This is a genomic window from Enterococcus sp. AMC1623 (genome assembly GCF_058216495.1).
Genome location: NZ_CM177096.1, coordinates 264,326 through 286,775, shown reverse-complemented (window position 1 = coordinate 286,775; position 22,450 = coordinate 264,326). Strand labels below are relative to the sequence as shown.

Below are 22,450 nucleotides of genomic sequence, written 5' to 3'. Positions count from 1 at the left end.
GAAGGGATTTATATGGATTTTTTATTAGAATATTTAAGTGGATTTGTAATTTTTGCTGATGAGCTCATTTCACCTGATTTAGAAACAAAAAAGAATAAACGAATCGCTTTTTTTCTCTCTCTTTTTTCTTTTCTTATATTTTTGTCTTTTACTTTATTTTTAGTTTTTTTGACATTTGGACTATTAAATCTATTAATTAATGATTTTGATGTGATACTTGCTTTGTTAGCTGTACTCTTTTTTTTATGTGACTGTTTTTTTATATATAAAAGCTTCACATATTCATTTGGAATTATAGGCAATGTTAAATCATTTACGAAAAAAATCTAATATCAATTAAAATAAAGAAACGGAGTGGCTAATATAGCTGCTCCGTTTTTATATAGTTATATTTCATCTACAAAAATAATGTTGTCTAAATTTGGAACACTATGTATAACATTGGAACATTTCGAGATTTTTAGGATTTTTGTTGGTATAATAAATACATTATTTATCGAAAGGTGTTTGATGTCGTGGATGTAACTTTGAAATCAATCGATTTTGGAAAAACAGATGGTAAATCCGAAGCTGAAAAAGATAATTTTCTATCTCTTTTTTATAATGGAAATAATCACTATAATAAATTAGATGAGGAAAACTGCTTTATAATCAGTGGATATAAAGGTACAGGGAAAACCATTTTAGCTAATTATTTTTTAAAGAAAAAAAGTTTAGAGAAAAAAGCATTCACTAGAAGTTTGAACTCTACAGATTTTATTCAAGAAAAACTACTGTCTTTTAGTAAATCTACTGTCACAAAAGAAGAATTAGTAATTTTTTGGAAATACGTATATTTAAGAGAATTTAGGTTTTTTGATTATGGATAGGTCTCAAAAATCATTTTTGTTTAGAATTATGAACAGAAAAAAACTTAAACAATTAGATATTTTACTGAATGAAGCTCAAATGATAATAAACAATTCTGAGGAAATCAAACAAAATACCGCGCGGATAAAAGGAGAAACAGGTATTAAAACAGGGCTTACGGAACAATTAGGTATAACTTTAAATTCTTCGTTATTAAATGAATCAGAATTACTAAATAGCGAAAGAATACAACGAATAAGAGCTCAATATACAGAAATTGTACGCAAACTTGAAAATGCGGTACTTTCCTTAGTTAAACCCCACCATGAATACTACCTACTATATGATGATATGGATCAATTAGATGAAATTGTTAATCGAGAAGAGTTTATACAATTGATGAAACAAATGTTGTATGCTGCAGACTCGTTAAATCAAAAGTTTAGAGAAAATAAATATAAATGTCGAGTAATACATGCAATTCGTAGTGATGTACTTTCTTTATTAGTAAATGATTCGTACAATTTATTTAAAACAATAACTGATTTTGGCACTGAAATAGATTGGTACGCAGATAAACAACGAAGACCTGAAAAACATCCTTTGATGCGAATGATACTGCATAAAGTTAAATCAAGTAATTCATATTATTCTTCTCTAAGTGATAAAGAAATTTATAATAATATTTTTGATCGTCATGAGAATGTCCTTGATTTTGTTTTACAGCATAGTTTAGGACGTCCACGAGAATTAGTAAAATATCTTTCTATTGTACAAGAAACTAATCCTAAAGAAACTAAAATAACGGTTGAAATGTTGCGTAATTGCCTCCCGTTATATTCAAAATGGTTTTATGATTCTTTAATGAGTGAAGTTAGCTTGGCATCGAATATAGACGATATCCAACAACTCTTTACTATAATTCGATTACGCGGAGTAAAAAGACTTACTGTAAACAAATTAATTAGTTTCGCTAAAAACAAATCATTAGAATACCCTAGTGATACACTAAGTATTTTAAAAAATATGTATGAAATGGGAATAATTGGAATCATACATGGAAATGGAAATATTCAATTCCATTATAGAAGCAACGCTCCTACAGTTCCAAATGAAAGCACTAAATTTGTTGTTCACTTTGGATTATTAAAATATTTGAATATAAAATAGGGGAAGCTAGCATAAAAATGCTAGCCTCCCCTAAGACTTTATCGTCCACCTTGTTTTCAACAATAGTAGTTATTAAAAACAGGTTTTTAATGAATTGTTATATTCTCAAGAGTATTCTAGCACCTTTTATCGAATTTGAAAAGTATTTCCCTTCATTTTAAGTATTAACTTTGAATGTGCTACGTTAATACTTTACAATAATTGATTCACACGGATTTGAATTGTAGTCGGGTCATAACCTGCAGCTTTTAACTTGCTCGTTCGAGTTGTACCATTACCCCACTTACCATTGATAACCTCTCTTGCGATTGTATCAATAGATTTGTTGCGACTAGATGCTAAAGCATCGACACGAGCTTGCACCGCTGTGTAATTACTGCCTAATGATTTTTTACGAACATCACCATTACCATGCAAGCCTTGTAACACTTCTTGTGCCAATTGGTCAATTGTCTTAGTAGTAGTTGACGATGACTTGTTATCTTTTTGACGGTAAACGTACCAACCCATATTGTAAGGACAAGTAGTTGATTCATTGTCTACATAAACGCCATTGGCATTTGCTGATTTGTACGTACAGTGGATAATTTGTGTATTGCTAATGAAAATTACAACGTGACCTGCTGCGCCTCCACTTTGACCTTTAAGACCAAAGATGACAATATCACCACGGTGGGCTGTCCATTCTTTATTTTGGGCAATCAATTCAAAGCTGTTTTTAACTAGCCAATCATGCATGCTATCTGTGTTTAGCACCCATCCAGCATTAGTTGCTCCAGCATTACGCAATCCTTGGTAAATCGTACCAGAACAATCGCCTGTGCCATCTGCTCCCGTACGGCTTCCAGTCATACTGTATCTGATACCACGTGATTTTAAATCGTACATATACTTAATTGTTGTTTCGATATTTACTGACATGTTATTTCCTCCTAATTAAAAAAGGACTAGCAAGCGCTAATCCTCTTTATCACCTTTATCTCCGTCTTTTAAATAAGTAATTTGTTTGTAAATTTGATTACCTAAGACGGCTGCTCCTGTAACTAAAATCGCCTGTACAATGTTATTTGCATTAAATCCAGTCATTAGCAGCGGTGTTAAAATAAGGCTGATTCCCAACAAAATAAACGGAATCAGTTCATTTTTAATGTAATTTGTTTCTTTGATAAAAATCCCCAAAATGATTAAAACGGGAATCATCACCAATCCATCGCTACTGATAAAATCTAAAATTTGTTCCATACTTTTCACTCTCCTAATTAGGTTTATTGGGTAATTCTTTTACTTTTTTGTAAATTGTTTCCCCTGTTCCGTTCCCACCTAAATTTTTGTAGGCATTAAATAGATATTCCAAATCATCTAAATCATCAATAGTAATAAAATTAGCATCTAAATGCTCCGCACATTGACGATAGATTTTGTTGTGCAAAATAGCTAAATTAGCATACTCTACTGATTTCAAACGTTTGTCTACCAATTCTTTTTCTTGTTTTCGGATGGTATTTTTTTCTTGCAATTGATTGGTAAACAATTTTAAAAAGTAAGAAACTCCTCCACCAAAAACAAGTAGTAACCATCCATCAACCTGTTTGATTAATTCCATAAATTCTGACATTTGACACCTCCATCATAAAATTAAAAAGGACATCATAGAAATAATGTCCTTTCACTTACTAAATCCAACTAGAAATTTTTGTTCGGGCTAACGTATCAAAATCTGATTTACGTAAATCATCTAGTTCTTCGCCTGTTTGTAAATCCTCTTTAGCAATTTCAACGCTGGCCATAAAGCTATTTTCTCCGTAAAAACCTTTTTGTTGATACCCAACAAGTACCCCTACTGTATTTCCGTTCTCGTCCAATTTGTATTTGTAGCTATTCATTACGATTTCCATATTTGTTTCCTCCTAATATTTTTTTATAAATTAAAAAGCTAACGATTATTTTTCGTCAGCTTCTTTTTCCATTTCGTCTAATAAGCGATCATAAATTTCTGCTTGTGCACCCGATAGTTCGCCTTCATATTCATTTAAAATACGTGGCATTTCGTCAAAGTTCTTGGCAAAAACGCCACCTTCGATAACAACTTCTTCGTCATACAAAACTTTTTGTTCCTTTTGAAATTCTTTAACTACTTCTTTATCTTGTTCTTCAGCAGGAAGCAATTCTTTGTTTTCATCCAATAAATCGAATTCACCCATTAATACTTTTTCAGCCTCCACTAGCCCATCGAATGCACCTTGTAATTGTTTAACTAACTTCGTACGATGACGACTGTCTTTACCTTTAATACTCATATTTTGCAAAAAGTCAATTGCTGGAATTAATTCGTTGTTTTTTAAAGTGATTTTCATGTGTTTTCCTCCTAAAAAATCCCTACGCTGTTTGGCGTAAGGATTCTATTTCCATATTTAATTTTTGGATTTCAAATTTAAGTTTCTGAATCTCAAAGTCACGGTTAAAGTTTTCTTGTTTGATTGCTTGAATTTCTGATTCATGTTCTTTAAGAATAACGTTGTGATACATACTGATACGGTCATATGCTAATGACTCTACTTGACCATGATCTCCGTAGATTACTACCTCCGAAAGACCGAGCGCATCAAATTCATCCGCAATAAAACCATAGTGACGTTTGGTAGCTACACCATCAGCCAATTCACCTTTATCTAGCCAAGATTTAGGTTGTAATTGTATAACTTTTTTAGCTTTACTCATTACATCATTAGCTGTTCGTACATCATCTTTATACTTGAGAGCGGATGTAGAACGACCAAGAACACCTTCTGGAGTAATAATCATATTAGCAGCACCAGAGTACGTTCTATTGTAAATAGCATTCGATGCGACCACACGTCCACCATTTATATTTGAACCATCTCTACCAATCCTAAAATCAGCCGCTATGGTTCTGGTTTCGTTAAAATAAATATTTTGTTCACCGAAAACTACATCTGCTAAAGCTCTATTTTGATTAATAGTAAGAGAATTATAATTGTCCGGGGCATTAATACGACCCACAATTAAGCCATTATTGTCTGGCGCAGCTACATAAATCCCTGCATTAAAACTTACACTTCCTGAGAAATATGCCGTGCCATCTGCGTTGATTCGAGCTCTTGTTGCCCAGTCACGGTCGCCTATAACAATAGCATCTGACGTTATATCAACGTGGTTTAATAAAGTGGTCATGGACGAACTTGAATATTGACGTAACTTGAGGTAATCAGGGCCATAAAATGATTCGGTATGATACCTGTAAGCACCTCGTGTATCGCTTGATGTCACATCATAAACCTGTGATTTAAACATCAAATATCGGTGTGACATACGTAAGTCTCCATCAAACCAACGTGGATTATACGCTCCACCGTAAGAGTCACCAAAGTTATACGACCCACGCAACCCTCTATTTTCTGTGCTAAAATCTAGCCATCCAGTAACTTCTAGTGCTCCAGTTTGAGAGCTAATTGACCTTAAATCATTAGCGCTAATTTTATTCGCATCTAAACTGATTATCTTAGCACTACTAATGGAAGCGTCTTGAATCTTAGCATCATTAATTGCTCCGTTCGCAATCTTAGCATTAACAATTGCTGCATCTCCAATTTTTGCACTGGTAATAGCGGCATCTGCTATTTTAGCGTTAGATACAGCTAAATTAGCTATTTTAGCATTGCTTACAGCCAAATCTTTGATGTGTCCAGTATCAACCGCTAGACTAGCTATTTTCGCCTCATCTACTGCTAAGTTTGCTATTTTGGCATTAGAAATAGCCGCATCTGCTACTTTTAAAGTAGTGATTGCAGCAGTTGCTATCTTGGCTTCTCCTATAGCTCCATTGCCAATCTTAGCGTTAGTAACTGCTAAATCAGCAATATGAGCATTTTTTATAGTTGCATCTTGAATATAAGTTGTAGTTGGTGTAACCATCAATACATTGTCAGACTGACGAATAATAGTTTTTCCAGCTCTGACATTAATTTCCCCAATTAAACCAGCTTTAGTTACACGCAAATCAATCTGATCAGATAGTTGTGTGATTTGACTTTTAGCACCACTTAGCCCTGCCATAACACCACGTTCTGTAGCTGTGAATGTAGTGCCTGATGGTAAAGATTCGAGAAATGCTTGGTTGTCGTAAAAGTTTAAAACACTATCTCCTTGTGCGATTTTGTTAAATGGACTTATTTTAAATTGCAAATAAGTATTGTTAATTCTCATATAATAATTGACAGTAACACTTGTTGTGCTGTTTTGAACAACTACTGCTTTAAAATCATCTGCTGTAATAGCACTAACACTTGCGTTTGACAATGCTATTTCAACTAAGGTCGAGCCGCCTACATCATCTTGCTGTTTGTGTCTGATAAATAACTCTGCAGAATAAACAAAAGAATTTCCAGTTCCCCTGCCAATCAAGTCAAATCCACATTGAACATCTGCGTATTTGGTTGACAATTTTGTTTGCGCGAACAATGTCCACTTACCACTGTTAGAATTAGATGTACTTGATGTGAAGAATGACTCATCCGTTATTTTCTTTGATACATCACTAACTACACTGGAAATTTGCCCTGATAACTGAGTAATCTGTGACTTATCCGCTTTATCAGCAACTGTAGACTGTAATCCAGTTACTTTTTGTTCTACAGTGGATACTCTACCTTGCGCATCTGTAGCTGTTGCCTTAGCTCCATCCGCAGTTTGCTGAGCAGTAGTGATTCTTCCATCATGAGCTTGTATAGTTTGAGTTGTACCTGCAACAGTAGATTTAATAGAATTAAACGCTTCTGAAGTTACTCCTGTAGCTGATTCATACACATAAAGTTCATGTATTCGTAAAGATTGATTGTCTGGAATCCAAAAGCATAATGCAATATTAATATTTGTTTTAATAGTTCCTGTAACCCACTTAGTTGAGCCATCCATTCTTTCTACAATATTCTCTCCGCCACTAGTACCAATTTCCAAATCCCATACTGATGCCCCAGAATTAACTTTGGCTTTAATAGAATAGTATTTTCCTCCCTCTAATAGGATTGATTTAGATGGGACGTTAAAATAAAACCTATTTCTTGCACCAGTTTTATTTGTCCAAACTCTTCCAGCACCAGTAGTGTTATTTGTCGTCCAGCCACTACTATTGCCATCAGCGCCATCATGTGTAATAGTGGTGAAAGTAGGATCTTTAAATAAATTGACAATATCTTTTGTCTGAGTAATCAAACTTGTAATTTGTCCGGACATTGTAGATTGCTGAGTTGTTAAACCACTCAGACTGTTATTAACTGTAGTCGTAAATCCTTCTACAGTCTGCTTAAAGTCAGAGAACTGTTTGATTTTTGTATAATCTGACAATGCAAGTTGATGTGGTTTCGCTTTAACTCCTTTGACAACCATAATATCTTTAATTCTGATAGCATAAGTTGTTCCAGAAAGTGCCATGATAGAGACAGAAGGTGAATTAGTAACCATTTTTATATTATCGAGATAGTAGGTTGTTGGGGAATCAGTTAAGGTAACAGTTTCATTATCAAAGTAACTTCCAATACTAATCTTCCTACCACTTGTTAGAGCGTATCCTGTAAAACTGATTGAAAATGCTTCTCCCACAGATACAGTAGCAAGTACATTATTAATCATTGCTCTGGTGTCTTTTGAAGTTGGATTCATAAATTGAATATTAAGATAATCCCCAACCGTACTTAAATTGGTATTACTGGTAGACCACTGTGCTAGATTATCTGAATAATCACTGAATGGCATTAAATTAAGGTCAGAAAAGTCTAAGCCACCTATCTCTGTCTCTATATTACTTACAGTAGACTGCAAACCTGAATAACTAGTTTTAAGAGTACCAATTTCCGTAGAGTTATTGGTAACTTTACTATTAGTAGTAGTGATAGCCCCTTCAGCAATACCAACTCTAGATTCTAAGGAAGAAATCTTACCACCTTGTGTGGACGTTGTGTTAACTACTGCGGCTATGCTGTTTTCCGTATCTGTGATACGTTGGTTAATATCATTGGTTTTTGTAGTTACTTCTGCCACTGTAGCAGTATCTTCTGGTGCTGGTGTCCAGTCGGTCGCTATGTTGCCTTTTTCGAGTTTAGGAAAAGCATCCATAGGGTATGACACTTGAATATAATAAGCATTGCTGGGAACAACCCATTGAAACTCATTCGAGTTATTAGCCGCTCTTGCTATATAAACTTCGTTTTCATCAAACCATCGCCATCGCCAGTATCCTCCGTCTGGAGCCTTTGACGAGTCTTTTTTAGTGAAAGTGAGTGTTTGGTTTGGGGGAACATCAATGTAGTTTTTCATAACTGCTGTTCCGCTACCTGAAGTAATATTTCCACTTCCATCTATCCACTGTCCTTCTAACTCATTAGTTCTTACAACTAAGTTTCGTCCGCCAATTGAAATCCCATCCACAGTTGCTGTAACAGTCTGTAATTGGCTAGTATGCTCATTTAATTTACTGTTGATTGTAGAAACTTGGCTGTTAACGCTAGTTTGTGTTGCATAACCTTTTCCATTGACCAATGATTCTACTTGAGCAGACGTTAAGCGTTGCGCAATCTGTCCTGCTTGGGCGCTAATCTGACCTTCAGCAGTGGAAACTCTACCTGTAAGAGTGTTCACAGTGGATTGATTAGCTTTAAGTGTAATATCAGATTTATTTTGATTAATCTGAGTACCTTGACTGCTCACAGTTTCTTGTAGAGTATTAAATGTTGTTTGGCTGACTTTTTGAGATAGTTCTCCGTTGATGCTTGTAATTTGAGTCTGAACATCTTCTGGTGCTGGTGTCCAAGGTGTCGCAACATTTCCCATTTCCCACTGAATATTAGTTATTTCTAAGCTAACAGTTGTCGGAATGTTATCTCCACGGAATTGTACGCCTCTGATTAAATCATTCATAAATGAATCAGTTAATTGATAAACATTTCTAATTTTGATTGTCTCTTCTTTTACAATATTTTGGGTACCACTGATATTCACCCATACTCCACTAACAGTTTGAAATTTGAAATCTCCACTAAAGCCACTGCCTGTAATTTTCACATCTGCACTAAAAACAATGAAATCACCTACAGAAGCAAAAGCATTCAAAGGTGATTTAGAAAAATATAAAGGTGGAAGAGTTTGATTAGTTTTATTTTCTCCAGTAAGAGATAGAGATTTCCCAGTATCTAATAACCAGTTACGCCCTCCAACTTCCATATTGTTGTACGCATCTAGCGATGCTTTGGCATCAGTGACAGCAGTTCCAGCCTGACCAATTGCATTTAGAGCATCTTGTTTAGCCTGATTGGCAGTAGTCACTGCATTAGACACAGCGCTTGAAGCACTTTCTGCAATTTGTTTGGCTGTTGCAGATTGACTAATAGCATTTAAAGCATCTTGTTTGGCTGCATCTGCTAGTTGTTTTGCATCTTGTGCTTGTGTCTTACTGAAACCAGCATCCTCAACTGCTTGATTGGCTTTATTTACAGCATTATTTGCGTTGTTAATTGCAGTAGCAGATTCTGCTTTAGCTTGTCCAGCTAATGACTCTGCACGTTGACCTGCTGCTTTAGCTTCTTCTCCAGCTTGTCTAGCTAACTCTGCTTCTGCCTTGGCTTCCGCTCCTACTTGTTTGGCTTCTTCGCCCACTTGCTTAGCTTCGTTGCCTAGTTGTTCTGCTCGTTCGCCAGCTTCCTTAGCCTCTTCTCCTGCTTGTTTTGCAGCATTAGAAGCATCGATAGCTTCTTGTATAGCATCCAATAGTTCTTGATTTGGCGCAGAAGAAATTTCTAATTCCCATTTGGCCACGCCATCAACTAACCGATAAATCCAAATTTCATTATCAGCGCCGTTTTTCTTAAACCACAAATCACCAATTTTAGGGTTAGGCGGTTCGGTTTCGGAATCATAATAGTTACCATTCCAACCATTGGCACCTTCTAAAACTCCTTTAATCTCCTCGATTTGTTGTTTCAAGGTACCTCTATAACGATAAGTTACTTCGGAATTAGAAGTGGTTGTTGCTTTAGAATCCGCCCGCAATCCGCCATTGTAATTAAAACTATACGATAAGTTGGGAACCGAATAACGATTGCCTTCTAAATCAATAACGTACATCCAATCTCCAGCTTCAAGGTTAGGATTACCCACCCATTTCAATTCAAACGGGAAATAACTAATATCCTTTACATTTGCCCAAATACTATTTAGCAAAGCTTGCGTCATGACTTTATTTTCAAGTTCGACTATATTTCCTTTATTACTGCCAACCGTTAAAACATTTGACTCTTCATCTCCAGTGATAACTTTTATACCATTAATACGATATGTGGATTCGTTTTTAGTGAATCCTTTCAGCATATAATGGTCACCGGTCAACGTAAAATCAGTTGGTGCTAATCGTATGACTTGTAACTTACCATCACGACTAAAATTAGCAAAGCCGCCAATAAATTGGGCGATTAATCCAATTGCTTGGCGATAAGTATAGCCTTCCATTTTTTTGATTGTTGCAGTTGGTAAAGTAGAAAAAGACACTTGATCAATCTCCACACCAGCCAAATTAGCTATCTCCAGAGCAACATCTCGAATCCTTGCTGGATATGTTAGTTTAGATACGTACTGACCTTCCAACAAACACATCTTGTCAACAGCTGTTAAAGTTGTCTTTTTATCGTTATGACTCCTATTAAATTCGGACACAATGAACGTTCCGATTTTTGAGTAATGAAAATTACCATTTACCAATATTCCAAGTTCAATGGTTAACTCTAAGTCTCGTTCAATTGTTTGGATAATGCCGGGAAATTCAAGTCCAATCTGATTCATATAAGCCGAACCTATTTGAAAAGACTCACCGACAATGCTTCCTGAATCAAAAGAAAGAGAAGTAACTGACTCTCGGTCAAATACTTCTCCTGCTATATTTATTTTGATGTTTAATTCTCTGCTTGGGGCTAACCAAGCATCATTTATTTCTTTCACAGCACTTAACATTTCAACACCTACCTTTCAATGAAGTTCACAGTTAAGCCAGCCCACGGTAAGAATTTTGGATTCCATGAATAGGCCGGTACTGATTTACTTCCGGCGTAGAAAGTTTTGGTAACCATACCACCTTCTAGCGCATCATAATAGGTCGCTTGGAAGAATGATTGCTTAATTGCCTTCAAAATGGTAGAAGCTTCGGCATTTGTCAACGGACCCCACTCTACATTTAATTTGACTTTGCTTGCAACAACATCACGCATCATATCGCCTTTAGCGTTACGTCCTGATTCATTGTCGATGTCTTCAAAATCAATTTGATAAACTTTAGGGGTCTTCAAAGCGACCCCATTTACACTTAAGTAATAATTTGCCAATTTTTAGACCCCCTTAAATTTCTAGTGTATTGTAGCCAAGTTGTCGATGGTACTTATTTATTTCTTCTATAGTTATACGGGCAAGTTCTCTACCACCAAGATTAATGATGATATCTCCGTTACTAGCTCGTTGAGGTTGCCCACCTATACTAGTAATGGCCATCATAATGCCATTAATTATCGTTTCAAAACTTTGTTGCATTCCTCCGCCTTGATAGTTCATTTGTTCGTTGTTACTAAAGGTGTTATTACTTGGCGTAAACGTTGGCTGTTGGAACATTTCAGGTAATGTAATGCTTGAACCAAACATATCTAACCCGAGATATTCGATTGCTTGCTGAATCAATTCCGCTGCACGTTGTGGACGCTCCAAAGGAATGACCATTTCTTTCTTATTCCCTTCACCCATTCGATAAATACCATCTTGAGTTACTAAACCGCCGTTTTCATAACCTTTCAATTGGTTGTAATATTTATAAGCAGAATTGTAACGTCTATCAAGATGTTCAACACCTGCCCGTTCAAAGTTTTTCAAAAAGGCATAAGTTGCTTTCGGAACACTTGTTGTCTTTTTAAAAGCTGCAATTGATCTAGGGTCTACTTGACCAATCCATTGGCCATTTCGCATATGCCATAATAACAACTTAGTTTGGGCTTCCGCAGTACGGTAATCTCCTTTGATACCAGCTCGTTTCATTAGACTTTGAACATAAGCACGCCCGCTTTGAGAGCGATAAGGTGAAGTCCATTGAACAATACCATAACCTGGTCCGTATAATTCGTCTAAATCTGGATTCATACTTGATTCAGCTTCTACGTTACCTAAAATCCCTGCCGCTGCTTGCTTAGAATAATTATTTCTAGTCAATCCGTTCCAGATTGTACGAGCTACTGCATTGGCATTGTTTCCTTTGACGGATTCAAATGCCTTCTGTTGGGTTGTAGCGATATCTTTAGAACTTAACAAACCATTGATGTGAACATGGTCGTAGTGGTCGTTATCTGGCCAACGTACCCAACTTCCGCTAGTACCTTGTCCGCTAAATCCAGAACGGTCACGAACTTGACCGTTTGTAATTACATACGCAACTTGATTTCTATAAGTATCAAAAACCCAGTTTGCGATTTGTTTGTTAAGATTAGAACCGTTCATATTGGCAGGTAGTGCAATATCTACCGCTTGTCGTCTCCCGTGGTAGTATGGATCGTTATCACGTAGACCACTGGTAATACGCAATCCATTTCCAAACTTAGAAATAGTTTTATCTGCAATGGTCCGTAGATAGCTAAATATTCCCCAACCTTTATCGATAGAACCATCGTGACCAATACTAGAAGCTTCTTGTTCCGCTTTATACTTCTCATGACCTATGTTGAACTTATCAGTAACAAAACTCTTTGCACCGTCAATCATCTTACCGACTGCACCTTTAGCAATAGTAAGGGTTGGGTCAACAACATTGCCTAATTTAACGTATTTAGAAACAGCAGCAGTCAACAATTTGCTTGGGTCTTTAGCATAGGACCAAATATTAGAAGCAATTTCTTTCGTTTTGCTCCAAGTCTCTTTAAACCAATTACCAACCCCGTTTTTGTAAGCTGGCAACCCTTGCAACATTTGAGCTGTACGTGGACCGCTTAAAACAGAAGAACCTTTAGGCAAGTCAACGAGCATGTTTCTTTGTTGAGGGAATAACCCCATTCTGCCATCTGGAGTTTGGAAAGCTTCTTGATAATTAGAACCACTTCCATCATTTACCCATGCATATCCACCAGGGTGATATCCAGTACCTGTTGCATACTTCGGATATTTAGGAACAGTAAATTTCCCTAATTCTTTAGCTGCACTTCCTGCTCCAACTTTTTCTAACACCCATTTAATACCACTAATTACACCGTTAACTGCACCGCCAAGGACTCCTGTTAATCCATCACCGATTTTTCCAGCGGCTTTTTTAATTGCACTAACACCACTAGTAAGACCTTTGGCTATTTTCCCAGGTAATTCTGATGCCCACTTTCCGATATTATCAAATACAGATTTCACTGTATTTTTCATACCATTAACGGAATCGCTGATACCTTTACGTAAGCTTCGGAAAGCTGAAGAACTTCTTGCATTCGAATTATTAGATTGATTGGTAATCTTAGAATAAATATTATCAAAATTTGACCTAGCACTAGACCAAGTTTCACCAAATCTATTTCTCAAATTATTTTTCAAATCATTGATTCGGTTGGATCCATTGTCTTTGGCTTTACGAGTAGTATCTGTAATTTTATTGGTAAAATCATCCCACGTTTTCCTTGTATTTTTACCAATATCAGACCAACGGTTTTTCGTATTATCCCAAATAGATTTTGCATTATCTGTGACAGATTTTTTAGCCGAGTTCCATTTTTCAGATGACCACTTAGATACGTTGCCCCAAGTGTTTGATGTCGTTTTTGAAATTCCTTGCCATTTGTCAGATACCCATTTCCCAGTATTTGTTGCAGCATCCACAACAGATTTCTTAGTAGTTCCCCATGTTTTAGATGTCCAATCAGAAACTTTTGTCCAAGTTTGTTTTGTAGTATTCCACGCATCACCAAATTTTTCGGAGACACCATCTTTAATTTTCCCAGTGAACCCGCCAATCGTATCTTTGGTTTTACCCCACAATTCTTTGGATTTATCAAAAATTTCTGTCGTTTTATCAGAAATTTTAGTTTTCATATCTCCAAATAATGTACCTATCAACTCGACAGGTTTAGAAATCAAATCTTTAATTCCTTTGTACAATCCCTCGATTAAAAATTGACCAAATTCAGCAAATACTTTTGAAGGAGAATTTATACGGAATAATTTTTTGACTGCATTAACAACTGGAGTGAAGACATTCTCTTGCATCCATTCATAAACATTTTTTATGTCACCAAGTATGCCTTTTAAAAATCCTTTAATGATGTTTCCGCCGATTTCAATGAAATCATCCACAAATTTTCGAAAACCTTCAAAGTTACTGTATAGAGTGACAAAAATAGCAATCAGCCCTGCTACTGCTGCAACTACCCAAGTAATCGGGCTTGTTAAAACTGCAATAGCTATGCCAACAACTTTAGCTGCTAACCATACTCCACCTAGAACAGTTGCTACAGTTCCTAGAATCTTGAATAATGCTTCAAACGCTGGACGATTGTCATCTATCCATTGAGATAGTCCCTTCAATCCACCGATAATTTTATTTAATACTTTAACGATAATTCCACCAGACCATTTCGCTAATGGTTGTAGAAAATTTTTCCAAATCCAATCAAATGCTGGTTTTGCTGCTTCAATAATTGCATTGATTACCTCGAGTGCAGCGCCTAGTATACGGAAGAATCTCGGAAGAACATCTTGGATTACAAATCCTGCTAATGGCAACAAAATGTTTTCGTATGCCCAAGCAATTCCATCAAATATATTCTTAGTTAACGGTTCTATAGATTTTAGTAATTCGTCAATCGAAACTAATAGCGGCGTGAAATCTAATTTATCCGCCCATTCCGCTGTCTTCCGTGTCATACGTTCGATAGCAGATAACAAATCATTAACAATCGTTAAAATAGTAGAAAAGATGGATTGACCAACATTTCCTTGTGTCCAAGCTTCTTTTAATCCATCAGCAATGTTAGTAATAGTGTTAAATACGTTCGTAAGAATATCCAGGATATTCCCAATGATAGAACGTCCTAGACCGTTATCATTCCATGCGTTACGGAATGCCTCAGCTACTTCATGAAGAAGTTCTAATACTGCATTCATTGCATCAAAAATTGATTGAATCAATTTTGTACCACGATTATTGTCTTGCCATGCTTCACGAAAAGCTCGTGCAATGTCTCCAATAATGTAGAGCACATCTGCTAACAAAATAAGAATATTCTCTATAAATCTTTGACCAGTTCCATTGGACCAAACTTCCATAAAGGATTTTCCAATTGCTGAAGCTAAGCCGATAATTTCTCCCAAGGCATATTTCCAAGCATCAATCACTCGTTGTCCTTGGTTTTTCCATGCATCTTGAAACGGCTTAAAGAAATCTTTCAGGATTTTTTGAATATCTGTCATCCATTTTGGTGTGCCGTAAGATCCCATTGCTGATCCAAAATCTACACCTGGTGTCTTTCCAGCATCAGAATCTAATTTATCATCATCAGTTGAGACAGTTAGATTATTTATTTCATCAAAACCCATTAATGATTTCTGTAATTTTTTAACTTTTTCGTGAGCTTTGCTTGCCGAAGAACCTGTTTCATTTAACGCTTGAACATTATCGTAAAGACCACTAGCACCTTGTTTTGCAGCTTGATAGGTCGTGCCGAAAATCATTGCAATAAACGAAGCAAGTTGACCCGTCAGTTGAGCTAATCCACTCATAAAGGCGTTTATAGCTGGCAAAATTGCTGTATAAATTGGGTAAAAAGCAGTTAGTAAATTAACTTTTATTTGATTTAAAGAACTGGCAAACTCATCGTTCGTTTTAAGTGCAGACATCATTCCAGATGCCATTTTGCTAATTGCGCCACCGATTAATTGGTACACAACTAATGATGGTAATAGATATTTCATTGACTGACCAAACGCACCTGTTCCTTTTGTCATTTGAGCAGTTCCACGAGTTACTCTATTGGACGTACTAGAAAATAGACTTCCGAACTTTCCAATAAATCCAAGTGAATTCCTTAATCCATTTCCAACATTTCCAGCACCGTGTGCAATAGCATTAGACATACGGTTAAACACACCACCGTACCTAGAAACTGCTCTTTCAGATTGTTTCAATCCCGAACCAGTCATATTTGCACCGTTAACGGCTGAACCTGTCTGAATTGAAGATTGCCCCAAAGCATTATTAACACGCAATAAAGCTTTTCGAAGCATTTCTGCACGGTCTTCTGTTTGTGCATATTCCTTTTGCAAACGGTCATTATCACTAATTAACTTATCCATTTTTACAGATTGCTTTTGAATCTCGCTGGACGTTTTTAATGATTGAGGTGTGTCTTCATAATTTTTGAAACCAGAACTAAAGCTTCCTGTTGGCACACGCTGGTCGTTGTATTCTGCTTTTAGGGTCCTGATACGTTTTCTCATTTGTTCAATTTGCGCCTCATTACGACTCATACCTTTTGTAATGTTATCCAATGAAGAAGGAACTGAATCAAGTTCACGTTTAATTGTATTCCCCAATCCTTTTGCTTGATCTTGAAATTTTGTCATCTGGGATTGCGCACGTGCAATTTGTTCGTCATATTTCACAACTTGACCTGTATCGCCTTTGCTAGAAGCTGATTGTCGCTGTGATTTAAGATATGCAACCTTTTCCTGTGCTGCCTTTGCTTGTCCCATTTTTGCATTGATTTCATTGACCATTGCATCTATTTCTTTCGTTACTTTTGGGCGGGCTTTACGAACACCTGTAGCTAAATTAGCACCAACCGCTTCCGACGTTTGCTTGGTAGATTTTTCAAAATTCGCCATTGTCTTTTCAAGCGTTTGATTCATTTTCTCCAATTGTTTCGTAAAATTGGACGCTCCTTTGTCAATATCCATATGTTTTTCGGTCTTATCCATCGAACTACCTGACATACGCTCAATACGACTCATTGCATTTTCGATTTGCGGAAGAACTTTTTCTAAGGATTGCATCACGCGTTCGGTATTGATATCCAAAAGAACCTCAAGTGTTTCTAATTCCATGCTTTTCACCTACCTTTCTTCTTGTAATTTTTTTCTTTCTCTCGAAGCTTTGATTGCTTCTGCTCGTGCCAAAAAGATTTCTTGGTCACGTTTCATTGCCTCTTGCTTCAATTCTTCCTCAGACTTTGCTTGTGATTTAGCGTCTTCAACAGCCCTTTCTATTTCTTTGATAAAAGGATAAGCTTCTTCAAATTTAGGAAACTTTTTAGGATCATTGAAAGCAAAAATTGCAAGGCGTTGTTGCGAATAGTCCAACATCGCCTTTTCTTTCAATTCGTTTTGTTTTATTTTCTTATTTGCTTGAATTTGAATCATGATTTCTTCAAGAGTCATTCCCCAATACTCTGTCGCTGGAATTCCTGTTTCGACTGCAAGAGGATACATGTGTTCAAGCATTTCGGATATCGTGTTGAAACTTTCTACAGAAGACTGTCTTCCATCGTTTCTGGTTCCAAAAATTCCCCATCGATCGCTTCTGTTTTCGTTTCTTTCTTTCCGAAAAAACCAGCTTCATCCAAGAATTCATTCACTTCACCGAATAGATCCATAGTCGTTTTCCCAGAATCAATATACTGATCAAACGCTTCTGACATCATTTTGCCTGTAACACCGCTCGTTTGGTTTGCACCTTGAAGAATAATTAATAAGCTATCAGCAGGCGGAATCTTAACTTCACCTTGTTTTTTAACGAAAAGCCCCATAATGCCTTCGTCTAAACGGTTTTCAATTTTTCGAATTGCCGTTCCAGATAGACGCAATTGTAAATTTAAGTTTCCTAGTTGAAATTCTTTTGTGCTTGGTAATTGAACTACGTTATTTTTTGCCATTGTTGTTTTCCTCCTAAATTTAAAAGAGACTAAGGATTTCCCCTTAGTCCCATGCATGATATTTTTATTAGACGCTCTTATGGATTAGTTGGTGCCGGAGCTGGTGTCATATCGGGACCATCACTAACTACAATACCTAAGTTAAAACCAATTGCTTGGTTAACTTCTGCTCCGTCAAATTTGTAATATGGCTCGCCTTTGAATTCAGCTTTCAATCCATCTGGATAAGTAATTGTCCACTCAACAGATTTATTTTGTTGCACCAATGTATGAATATCGCGGAAGTTATCGCCTTGATATACAATTGGAAATTCTAGATTATCGACATCTTCAATTCCTTTAATATAGGCTTTTTTATCCGAACCTAAATGTGTGACATCCACTTTTTCTGGATCACTTCCTAATGCTGGTAGTGATTTAACTGCTGCAATTGTTTTGGTTGTTGAACCGTCTTTATACTGTAAAACAGAACCTTTTGATAATAATCCTGCAAAATCCATATTTTATTCCTCCTATTTTTTAAATACATATTTTGTAATATTGTCTACTACAGCTGATACCTCGATGATTATACGCTTTAAGTCTGCAGTATTGGCATCTTTAGTGGTACCAAAAAAACCAATACCACGAAAAGTATCTAATACACTCCCTGCAATATTGGTTAAACTTGTTGTTCCGTAAATTTCAATGGTAATTGTCCATTGCGTTTGCAACTCGTTGCCCAAAGCATCTAGTTGATGTGGTTGATTTGTCGTACGATAAATTGCTATTGGAAAAGTATTCCATGTTGCTGGATAATCAGTCGCTATTTTTTTGATTGTAGTAACAGATTGCAAAACTTCAACAGTCACTTGCTTCATATTGACCTTTTCCATCATCTCAACTCCCTCAAGCGCTTCTGAACGTGTTTTTTATAAATTTCTGGAGCTTGTTCTGTCAATTCTTTGAGCGAAGGATAAAGGAATGGGCGTGCAGGCTGTCCTTTTGTAATGTAAAAATCTTTCCCTTGGATAGACACACGCGGTATACCGTAAACAGCTTCTAGGTCAATATCCACTTCGGTTGCTGGAATAAACCATGCTGTCTGTGAATAAACGGGCGTAACTCCTTCGGGCAGGTCTTTAGAACTAGCTTCACCAACAGGCCCAGTTCCGAATTCGCGATAAATCGCATGCTCTTTGTCTGACCACACACGGCCAACGATATTTCCTTGAGCGTTAACTACCACTTCATTTTTTAAACTACCTAATAATTCACCACTTGAATATTTCATACTAGAAGCTAATCGCATTTCAGCTGCCTGTTGAATCAATTCAGTAATTTCATACGTCGCATCCCACATCGCATCATCTAATATTTGAGGCAAAGCTTTTACTTTGCGCTTCAAGCTTTGAAGACCTTTGATTTCAACTCCCATGGGCATCCATCCTTTCTAGCATGATATTTTTGTGCGTTGAAAAAGTTTGGATCGATACAATTTTGAAGTCTGGATTCTCTTCTTTATCAACGTACACACAAATACCGTCTAGTTCGTTCTCAGCTTCGTTTATCAAATCGCCCTGGTATTTACAGGCTTTCATCGTTTGAAGCTTATTACCGTAAATTTGGGCGTTCACCGTACCACTTGCTGATTGAACGTTCATTCTTAATTCGATAGGTTCTTCTGGATAAGAAATAATCTCAGTTGCTTCATCATCCAGTTCGACTTTTCGTTTTTTTAGATAAACAACTTGTAAATCACGTTCTCTAAGCCTCATCATCAAAATGACCTCACTTTTGCCACTCTGTAACGATTGAGTTTCGATTTAATCTTTGCAGGAACACCAACTTCAAACGATTGAGAAACGCCACCTTCAGCTCGACCGACTTCGCCTTCGTTGCCTTCTGTGTTTCTACGAAAAATATATAAGTCTTTAACTGCAGACGACATATTCCCAATAAGCACATCTCGATTACAATAATCTAACGCATCGTACATTGCATCTTTGATATCATCTTTTAATACTTCGACCGCCGTTGAATCGATTATGTTAAACTTACGCCCTAGTTCGATAGCAAGCTTATCTAGGACGACTTGGTTTTGTTCTTTCATAAGCTATCACCTCTTATAAAGTTACTTTATTTTCATTCATTAGCTGAATCAACGCATCCCGATCGGCTTCTTCAGGGATATCAATTTTTGCAGTTTCAAGCGCTTTGCGTAAAGTAGCTTCTTTGACTCCCTTAAAAGGCACATTTTCAATTTCTTCGATTTTATCAAACAAATCATCATTCATATGATCGCTTTCGATAATTAGTTCTTTACCAGAAACATAACGTTTCCCCGCATAAAATACGGGGATATCTTTTACTTTAACTTTGAACATTGTTTTTCCTCCTATGCGATTGGTTGTGCTTGAAACACTTCATCAGCAGCTGCAAATGAAGGTAGTGCAGTTGCAACAGCTTTCGTCCAAGTTCCAACAGGATCACGCGTTTCATCGTAAACAGATGCCAATACATTACTGACAAGTGTAGTATCAACAGCTGGATCACGAGTCAAACGTGTTTCTTCTGCAGTAGGACCATACAACGTTTCTCCTAACAAATCATCGTTGAACATTGCGAATTTGTTTTCAGGGAAGTATTTCTTAGTAGTGTATGTTCCATTAGCTTCCTGTACTTTGTATTTTTCATCGTACGTACGAATCACAGGATAACCATGAGTTTCCATGAACGCGTCCAAATCAGATTGAGAAACCACACGACCAGAATCTTTACCGAAGATTGCAGCAATAATTTTAGGATGAGTTGCAAGTGAACGATAGATTTTGCGTGAAGTCAACGCACGAGTAGGTTTTGTATCCAACGCATCAATCCAACGTTCAATATCTGCTAAAGGATTAGAATTTTCATTCGTCCATACATTTGTACCAGTCAACGCTTCTTTGTGATTATCTGGTACATGATAATCCAGCGTGAAATTCAAGCCGTTTTCATTAACGGTAACTTTCCCCGAAGCCAATACTTCCATACGCATTGCTTCCACACGAGCACGAACACCAGCTACTAATGAATCGATATCATTGTATACTTGGCCAACAAGATAATCTTGTTCTGCTTGCGTACGAGGGTTTTCTAATGCAATAATGTCTGTTTCTTTCAATTGAATTTTGCGTTTAATCAAGCTAAGTTCTAATTCTTGCTTGTTCGCAATACGACTACCGATTTCCGCCTCTGTATCAAAATCATGAATAGATGCAGCAATTGGAATACGGCTCCCACCACTTAATTGTTCTAATTTTAAAGATGGTTGTTTTCGTTCAGGAAAAAGAGTTTCACCTAGTAAAGGTTTGTACTCACGGTCGCGAACATAATTCAACACTTCATTTTGTGTAAATAATTCCATAATTGTTGGCATGTTTGTTTCCTCCTACTTTCTTTTTATTGTCCGCCACCAGTGGCTACTTTTGGCTTTTTGTCAGCATCTAAGAACGTGATATTCTTCAATGCAGTAATTGCAGCATCTGTGGGCGCTTCCGGTAAACGATCAGCTAAAACATATCCACCTACAAGAATAGCCACAGGTTGAGGTCCAGTTTCAGTATCAACAGTTACTGAATTGAACACGATACCTAAAGCTGTACCGTCATTGGCTGGATAGATTTCACCTGCTTTAAATGATTTGTTAGCTTGATAGGTAAAGTTTTGATACTTTGCACTAGCTAAGAAATTTAATTGCTCAACTGTTTTAATTGGTTTTACATACATGTGTGATTCCTCCTATTTCTTATTTCCAAAAATTATCGTTTTCGACTTTTGTTCGACTGTTTGCATTTTTAGCAAATTGACTACCGATTGATTCTTTACCAGAACCACCGCCATTACCTGCTGGGTTATCAGCTGATCCCGCAAGGCGAATATTTACTGCTTGTTCAACCGCGTCACGAAAAGCCTTAGATACATTGCCATAAGCTTCATTCAGGTTCTTTTCGTCACCACCGAATAAAGGCGTTAACACAGTTGAGAGAGAGTCAGGTAACTTGTCAGCAGAAAAGCGTTTGATTACACTCGTTTCATCCTTATCACGCTTTAAAGCAATTCGGTCAGCCTCTAACTGTTCACGCTCTTGCTGCAACTCGTATTGCGCCTTTTCTTCAGCGGACATTTGTCCTTTTTTCTCGGCATCTTTGATTTTTTTATCTGCTTCTTCTTGCCATTTCGCTTGAGCAGTTTCAAGCGACTTAGATAGTTTCGTATCAAACCAAGAATCTAACTCCGACTGATTAGCAAAAGAAATCGGCTTACCTTCTCCATCACCTGAATCACCACCTTGACCACCGTCTGCACCGTCGCCCTCGCCACCTTCAGCAAAAAATTGCAGATTCATTTTCATCAACCGTTTGTCATATATTTGTCTTACAAATTGGTTCATTAACAATTTATTCTCTTTCATAGCTTTCTCCTTTACCCATGCACACTCAAAACAGGCATAACAAAAAGCACCCCATCCACGC

General features: G+C 36.7%; 22 protein-coding genes. 3 read left to right on the top strand and 19 right to left on the bottom strand.

Features of this window, described 5'->3' with window-relative positions; genetic code table 11:
- Window positions 1-12: 12 nt before the first annotated feature.
- The 3 genes from AC4BC7_RS01485 to AC4BC7_RS01475 all read left to right on the top strand — a co-directional run bounded on the left by AC4BC7_RS01485 (window position 13) and on the right by AC4BC7_RS01475 (window position 2,019).
- On the top strand, window positions 13-330 hold the full coding sequence (locus AC4BC7_RS01485) for a hypothetical protein (protein ID WP_490503619.1): 318 nt from the start codon (window positions 13-15) through the stop codon (window positions 328-330).
- Window positions 331-515: 185 nt separating this feature from the next.
- A complete protein-coding gene (locus tag AC4BC7_RS01480; protein WP_490503618.1) occupies window positions 516-869 on the top strand; it encodes a hypothetical protein in 354 nt (117 codons plus the stop codon).
- On the top strand, window positions 862-2,019 hold the full coding sequence (locus tag AC4BC7_RS01475; protein WP_490503617.1) for a P-loop ATPase, Sll1717 family: 1,158 nt from the start codon (window positions 862-864) through the stop codon (window positions 2,017-2,019). Before AC4BC7_RS01480 ends, AC4BC7_RS01475 begins: the two co-directional genes overlap by 8 nt.
- Before the next feature lie 192 nt (window positions 2,020-2,211).
- Here the strand turns inward: AC4BC7_RS01475 and AC4BC7_RS01470 are convergent, their stop codons facing one another.
- From AC4BC7_RS01470 to AC4BC7_RS01380, 19 genes are all read right to left on the bottom strand, one after another.
- Window positions 2,212-2,940, bottom strand: a complete 729-nt coding sequence (locus AC4BC7_RS01470; RefSeq protein WP_490503616.1) for a peptidoglycan amidohydrolase family protein — start codon at window positions 2,938-2,940, stop codon at window positions 2,212-2,214.
- 36 nt (window positions 2,941-2,976) lie between these two features.
- Window positions 2,977-3,261 carry a phage holin family protein gene (locus AC4BC7_RS01465; RefSeq protein WP_490503615.1) on the bottom strand — a complete coding sequence of 95 codons (285 nt, stop codon included), beginning with the start codon at window positions 3,259-3,261 and terminating at the stop codon, window positions 2,977-2,979.
- A 13-nt stretch (window positions 3,262-3,274) separates the two neighbouring features.
- Complete coding sequence (locus AC4BC7_RS01460) at window positions 3,275-3,634, bottom strand: hypothetical protein (protein ID WP_490503614.1); 360 nt, start codon at window positions 3,632-3,634, stop codon at window positions 3,275-3,277.
- Window positions 3,635-3,692: 58 nt separating this feature from the next.
- Window positions 3,693-3,914 carry a hypothetical protein gene (locus AC4BC7_RS01455; protein WP_490503613.1) on the bottom strand — a complete coding sequence of 74 codons (222 nt, stop codon included), beginning with the start codon at window positions 3,912-3,914 and terminating at the stop codon, window positions 3,693-3,695.
- A 45-nt stretch (window positions 3,915-3,959) separates the two neighbouring features.
- Window positions 3,960-4,373, bottom strand: a complete 414-nt coding sequence (locus tag AC4BC7_RS01450; protein ID WP_490503612.1) for a DUF1617 family protein — start codon at window positions 4,371-4,373, stop codon at window positions 3,960-3,962.
- A 22-nt stretch (window positions 4,374-4,395) separates the two neighbouring features.
- Window positions 4,396-10,596 (bottom strand): hypothetical protein, encoded by a 6,201-nt coding sequence (locus AC4BC7_RS01445; RefSeq protein ID WP_490503611.1) that lies wholly within the window; start codon window positions 10,594-10,596, stop codon window positions 4,396-4,398.
- 443 nt (window positions 10,597-11,039) lie between these two features.
- The gene (locus AC4BC7_RS01440) at window positions 11,040-11,399 is read right to left on the bottom strand and encodes a DUF6711 family protein (protein WP_490503610.1); all 360 of its coding nucleotides are present in this window, start codon (window positions 11,397-11,399) and stop codon (window positions 11,040-11,042) included.
- 13 nt (window positions 11,400-11,412) lie between these two features.
- Entirely contained in the window at window positions 11,413-17,127 is a 5,715-nt protein-coding gene (locus tag AC4BC7_RS01435) for a phage tail tip lysozyme (protein ID WP_490503609.1), read from the bottom strand.
- A gap of 9 nt (window positions 17,128-17,136) precedes the next feature.
- Window positions 17,137-17,523 carry a hypothetical protein gene (locus AC4BC7_RS01430; RefSeq protein ID WP_490503608.1) on the bottom strand — a complete coding sequence of 129 codons (387 nt, stop codon included), beginning with the start codon at window positions 17,521-17,523 and terminating at the stop codon, window positions 17,137-17,139.
- Between the two features lie 23 nt (window positions 17,524-17,546).
- Entirely contained in the window at window positions 17,547-17,954 is a 408-nt protein-coding gene (locus tag AC4BC7_RS01425; protein ID WP_490503607.1) for a DUF6096 family protein, read from the bottom strand.
- 77 nt (window positions 17,955-18,031) lie between these two features.
- Window positions 18,032-18,454 (bottom strand): phage tail protein, encoded by a 423-nt coding sequence (locus AC4BC7_RS01420; protein ID WP_490503606.1) that lies wholly within the window; start codon window positions 18,452-18,454, stop codon window positions 18,032-18,034.
- Window positions 18,455-18,466: 12 nt separating this feature from the next.
- On the bottom strand, window positions 18,467-18,829 hold the full coding sequence (locus AC4BC7_RS01415; RefSeq protein ID WP_490503605.1) for a hypothetical protein: 363 nt from the start codon (window positions 18,827-18,829) through the stop codon (window positions 18,467-18,469).
- Window positions 18,829-19,377 (bottom strand): HK97 gp10 family phage protein, encoded by a 549-nt coding sequence (locus tag AC4BC7_RS01410; RefSeq protein ID WP_490503604.1) that lies wholly within the window; start codon window positions 19,375-19,377, stop codon window positions 18,829-18,831. The genes AC4BC7_RS01415 and AC4BC7_RS01410 overlap by 1 nt, the downstream gene beginning before the upstream one ends.
- Window positions 19,361-19,711: a hypothetical protein gene (locus AC4BC7_RS01405; RefSeq protein WP_490504397.1), complete on the bottom strand. Its 351-nt coding sequence runs from the start codon at window positions 19,709-19,711 to the stop codon at window positions 19,361-19,363. The genes AC4BC7_RS01410 and AC4BC7_RS01405 overlap by 17 nt, the downstream gene beginning before the upstream one ends.
- Window positions 19,712-19,713: 2 nt before the next feature.
- Window positions 19,714-20,046, bottom strand: coding sequence for a phage head-tail connector protein (locus tag AC4BC7_RS01400; protein WP_490503603.1), 333 nt, complete (start codon window positions 20,044-20,046; stop codon window positions 19,714-19,716).
- Between the two features lie 13 nt (window positions 20,047-20,059).
- Window positions 20,060-20,320 (bottom strand): conjugal transfer protein, encoded by a 261-nt coding sequence (locus AC4BC7_RS01395; protein WP_490503602.1) that lies wholly within the window; start codon window positions 20,318-20,320, stop codon window positions 20,060-20,062.
- 11 nt (window positions 20,321-20,331) lie between these two features.
- On the bottom strand, window positions 20,332-21,354 hold the full coding sequence (locus AC4BC7_RS01390; RefSeq protein ID WP_490503601.1) for a major capsid protein: 1,023 nt from the start codon (window positions 21,352-21,354) through the stop codon (window positions 20,332-20,334).
- Between the two features lie 23 nt (window positions 21,355-21,377).
- Window positions 21,378-21,704, bottom strand: a complete 327-nt coding sequence (locus AC4BC7_RS01385) for a hypothetical protein (RefSeq protein WP_490503600.1) — start codon at window positions 21,702-21,704, stop codon at window positions 21,378-21,380.
- A 19-nt stretch (window positions 21,705-21,723) separates the two neighbouring features.
- Window positions 21,724-22,389: a DUF4355 domain-containing protein gene (locus AC4BC7_RS01380; protein WP_490503599.1), complete on the bottom strand. Its 666-nt coding sequence runs from the start codon at window positions 22,387-22,389 to the stop codon at window positions 21,724-21,726.
- Window positions 22,390-22,450: the final 61 nt, after the last annotated feature.

Bases quoted from the DNA above. Each gene is read 5' to 3' on its own strand.
- AC4BC7_RS01485 (WP_490503619.1), top strand. From the start codon at position 13: ATGGATTTTTTATTAGAATATTTAAGTGGATTTGTAATTTTTGCTGAT.
- AC4BC7_RS01475 (WP_490503617.1), top strand. From the start codon at position 862: ATGGATAGGTCTCAAAAATCATTTTTGTTTAGAATTATGAACAGAAAA.
- AC4BC7_RS01470 (WP_490503616.1), bottom strand. From the start codon at position 2,940: ATGTCAGTAAATATCGAAACAACAATTAAGTATATGTACGATTTAAAA.
- AC4BC7_RS01465 (WP_490503615.1), bottom strand. From the start codon at position 3,261: ATGGAACAAATTTTAGATTTTATCAGTAGCGATGGATTGGTGATGATT.
- AC4BC7_RS01460 (WP_490503614.1), bottom strand. From the start codon at position 3,634: ATGTCAGAATTTATGGAATTAATCAAACAGGTTGATGGATGGTTACTA.
- AC4BC7_RS01455 (WP_490503613.1), bottom strand. From the start codon at position 3,914: ATGGAAATCGTAATGAATAGCTACAAATACAAATTGGACGAGAACGGA.
- AC4BC7_RS01450 (WP_490503612.1), bottom strand. From the start codon at position 4,373: ATGAAAATCACTTTAAAAAACAACGAATTAATTCCAGCAATTGACTTT.
- AC4BC7_RS01435 (WP_490503609.1), bottom strand. From the start codon at position 17,127: ATGGAATTAGAAACACTTGAGGTTCTTTTGGATATCAATACCGAACGC.
- AC4BC7_RS01430 (WP_490503608.1), bottom strand. From the start codon at position 17,523: ATGCTTGAACACATGTATCCTCTTGCAGTCGAAACAGGAATTCCAGCG.
- AC4BC7_RS01425 (WP_490503607.1), bottom strand. From the start codon at position 17,954: ATGGCAAAAAATAACGTAGTTCAATTACCAAGCACAAAAGAATTTCAA.
- AC4BC7_RS01420 (WP_490503606.1), bottom strand. From the start codon at position 18,454: ATGGATTTTGCAGGATTATTATCAAAAGGTTCTGTTTTACAGTATAAA.
- AC4BC7_RS01415 (WP_490503605.1), bottom strand. From the start codon at position 18,829: ATGGAAAAGGTCAATATGAAGCAAGTGACTGTTGAAGTTTTGCAATCT.
- AC4BC7_RS01410 (WP_490503604.1), bottom strand. From the start codon at position 19,377: ATGCCCATGGGAGTTGAAATCAAAGGTCTTCAAAGCTTGAAGCGCAAA.
- AC4BC7_RS01405 (WP_490504397.1), bottom strand. From the start codon at position 19,711: ATGAGGCTTAGAGAACGTGATTTACAAGTTGTTTATCTAAAAAAACGA.
- AC4BC7_RS01400 (WP_490503603.1), bottom strand. From the start codon at position 20,046: ATGAAAGAACAAAACCAAGTCGTCCTAGATAAGCTTGCTATCGAACTA.
- AC4BC7_RS01395 (WP_490503602.1), bottom strand. From the start codon at position 20,320: ATGTTCAAAGTTAAAGTAAAAGATATCCCCGTATTTTATGCGGGGAAA.
- AC4BC7_RS01390 (WP_490503601.1), bottom strand. From the start codon at position 21,354: ATGCCAACAATTATGGAATTATTTACACAAAATGAAGTGTTGAATTAT.
- AC4BC7_RS01385 (WP_490503600.1), bottom strand. From the start codon at position 21,704: ATGTATGTAAAACCAATTAAAACAGTTGAGCAATTAAATTTCTTAGCT.
- AC4BC7_RS01380 (WP_490503599.1), bottom strand. From the start codon at position 22,389: ATGAAAGAGAATAAATTGTTAATGAACCAATTTGTAAGACAAATATAT.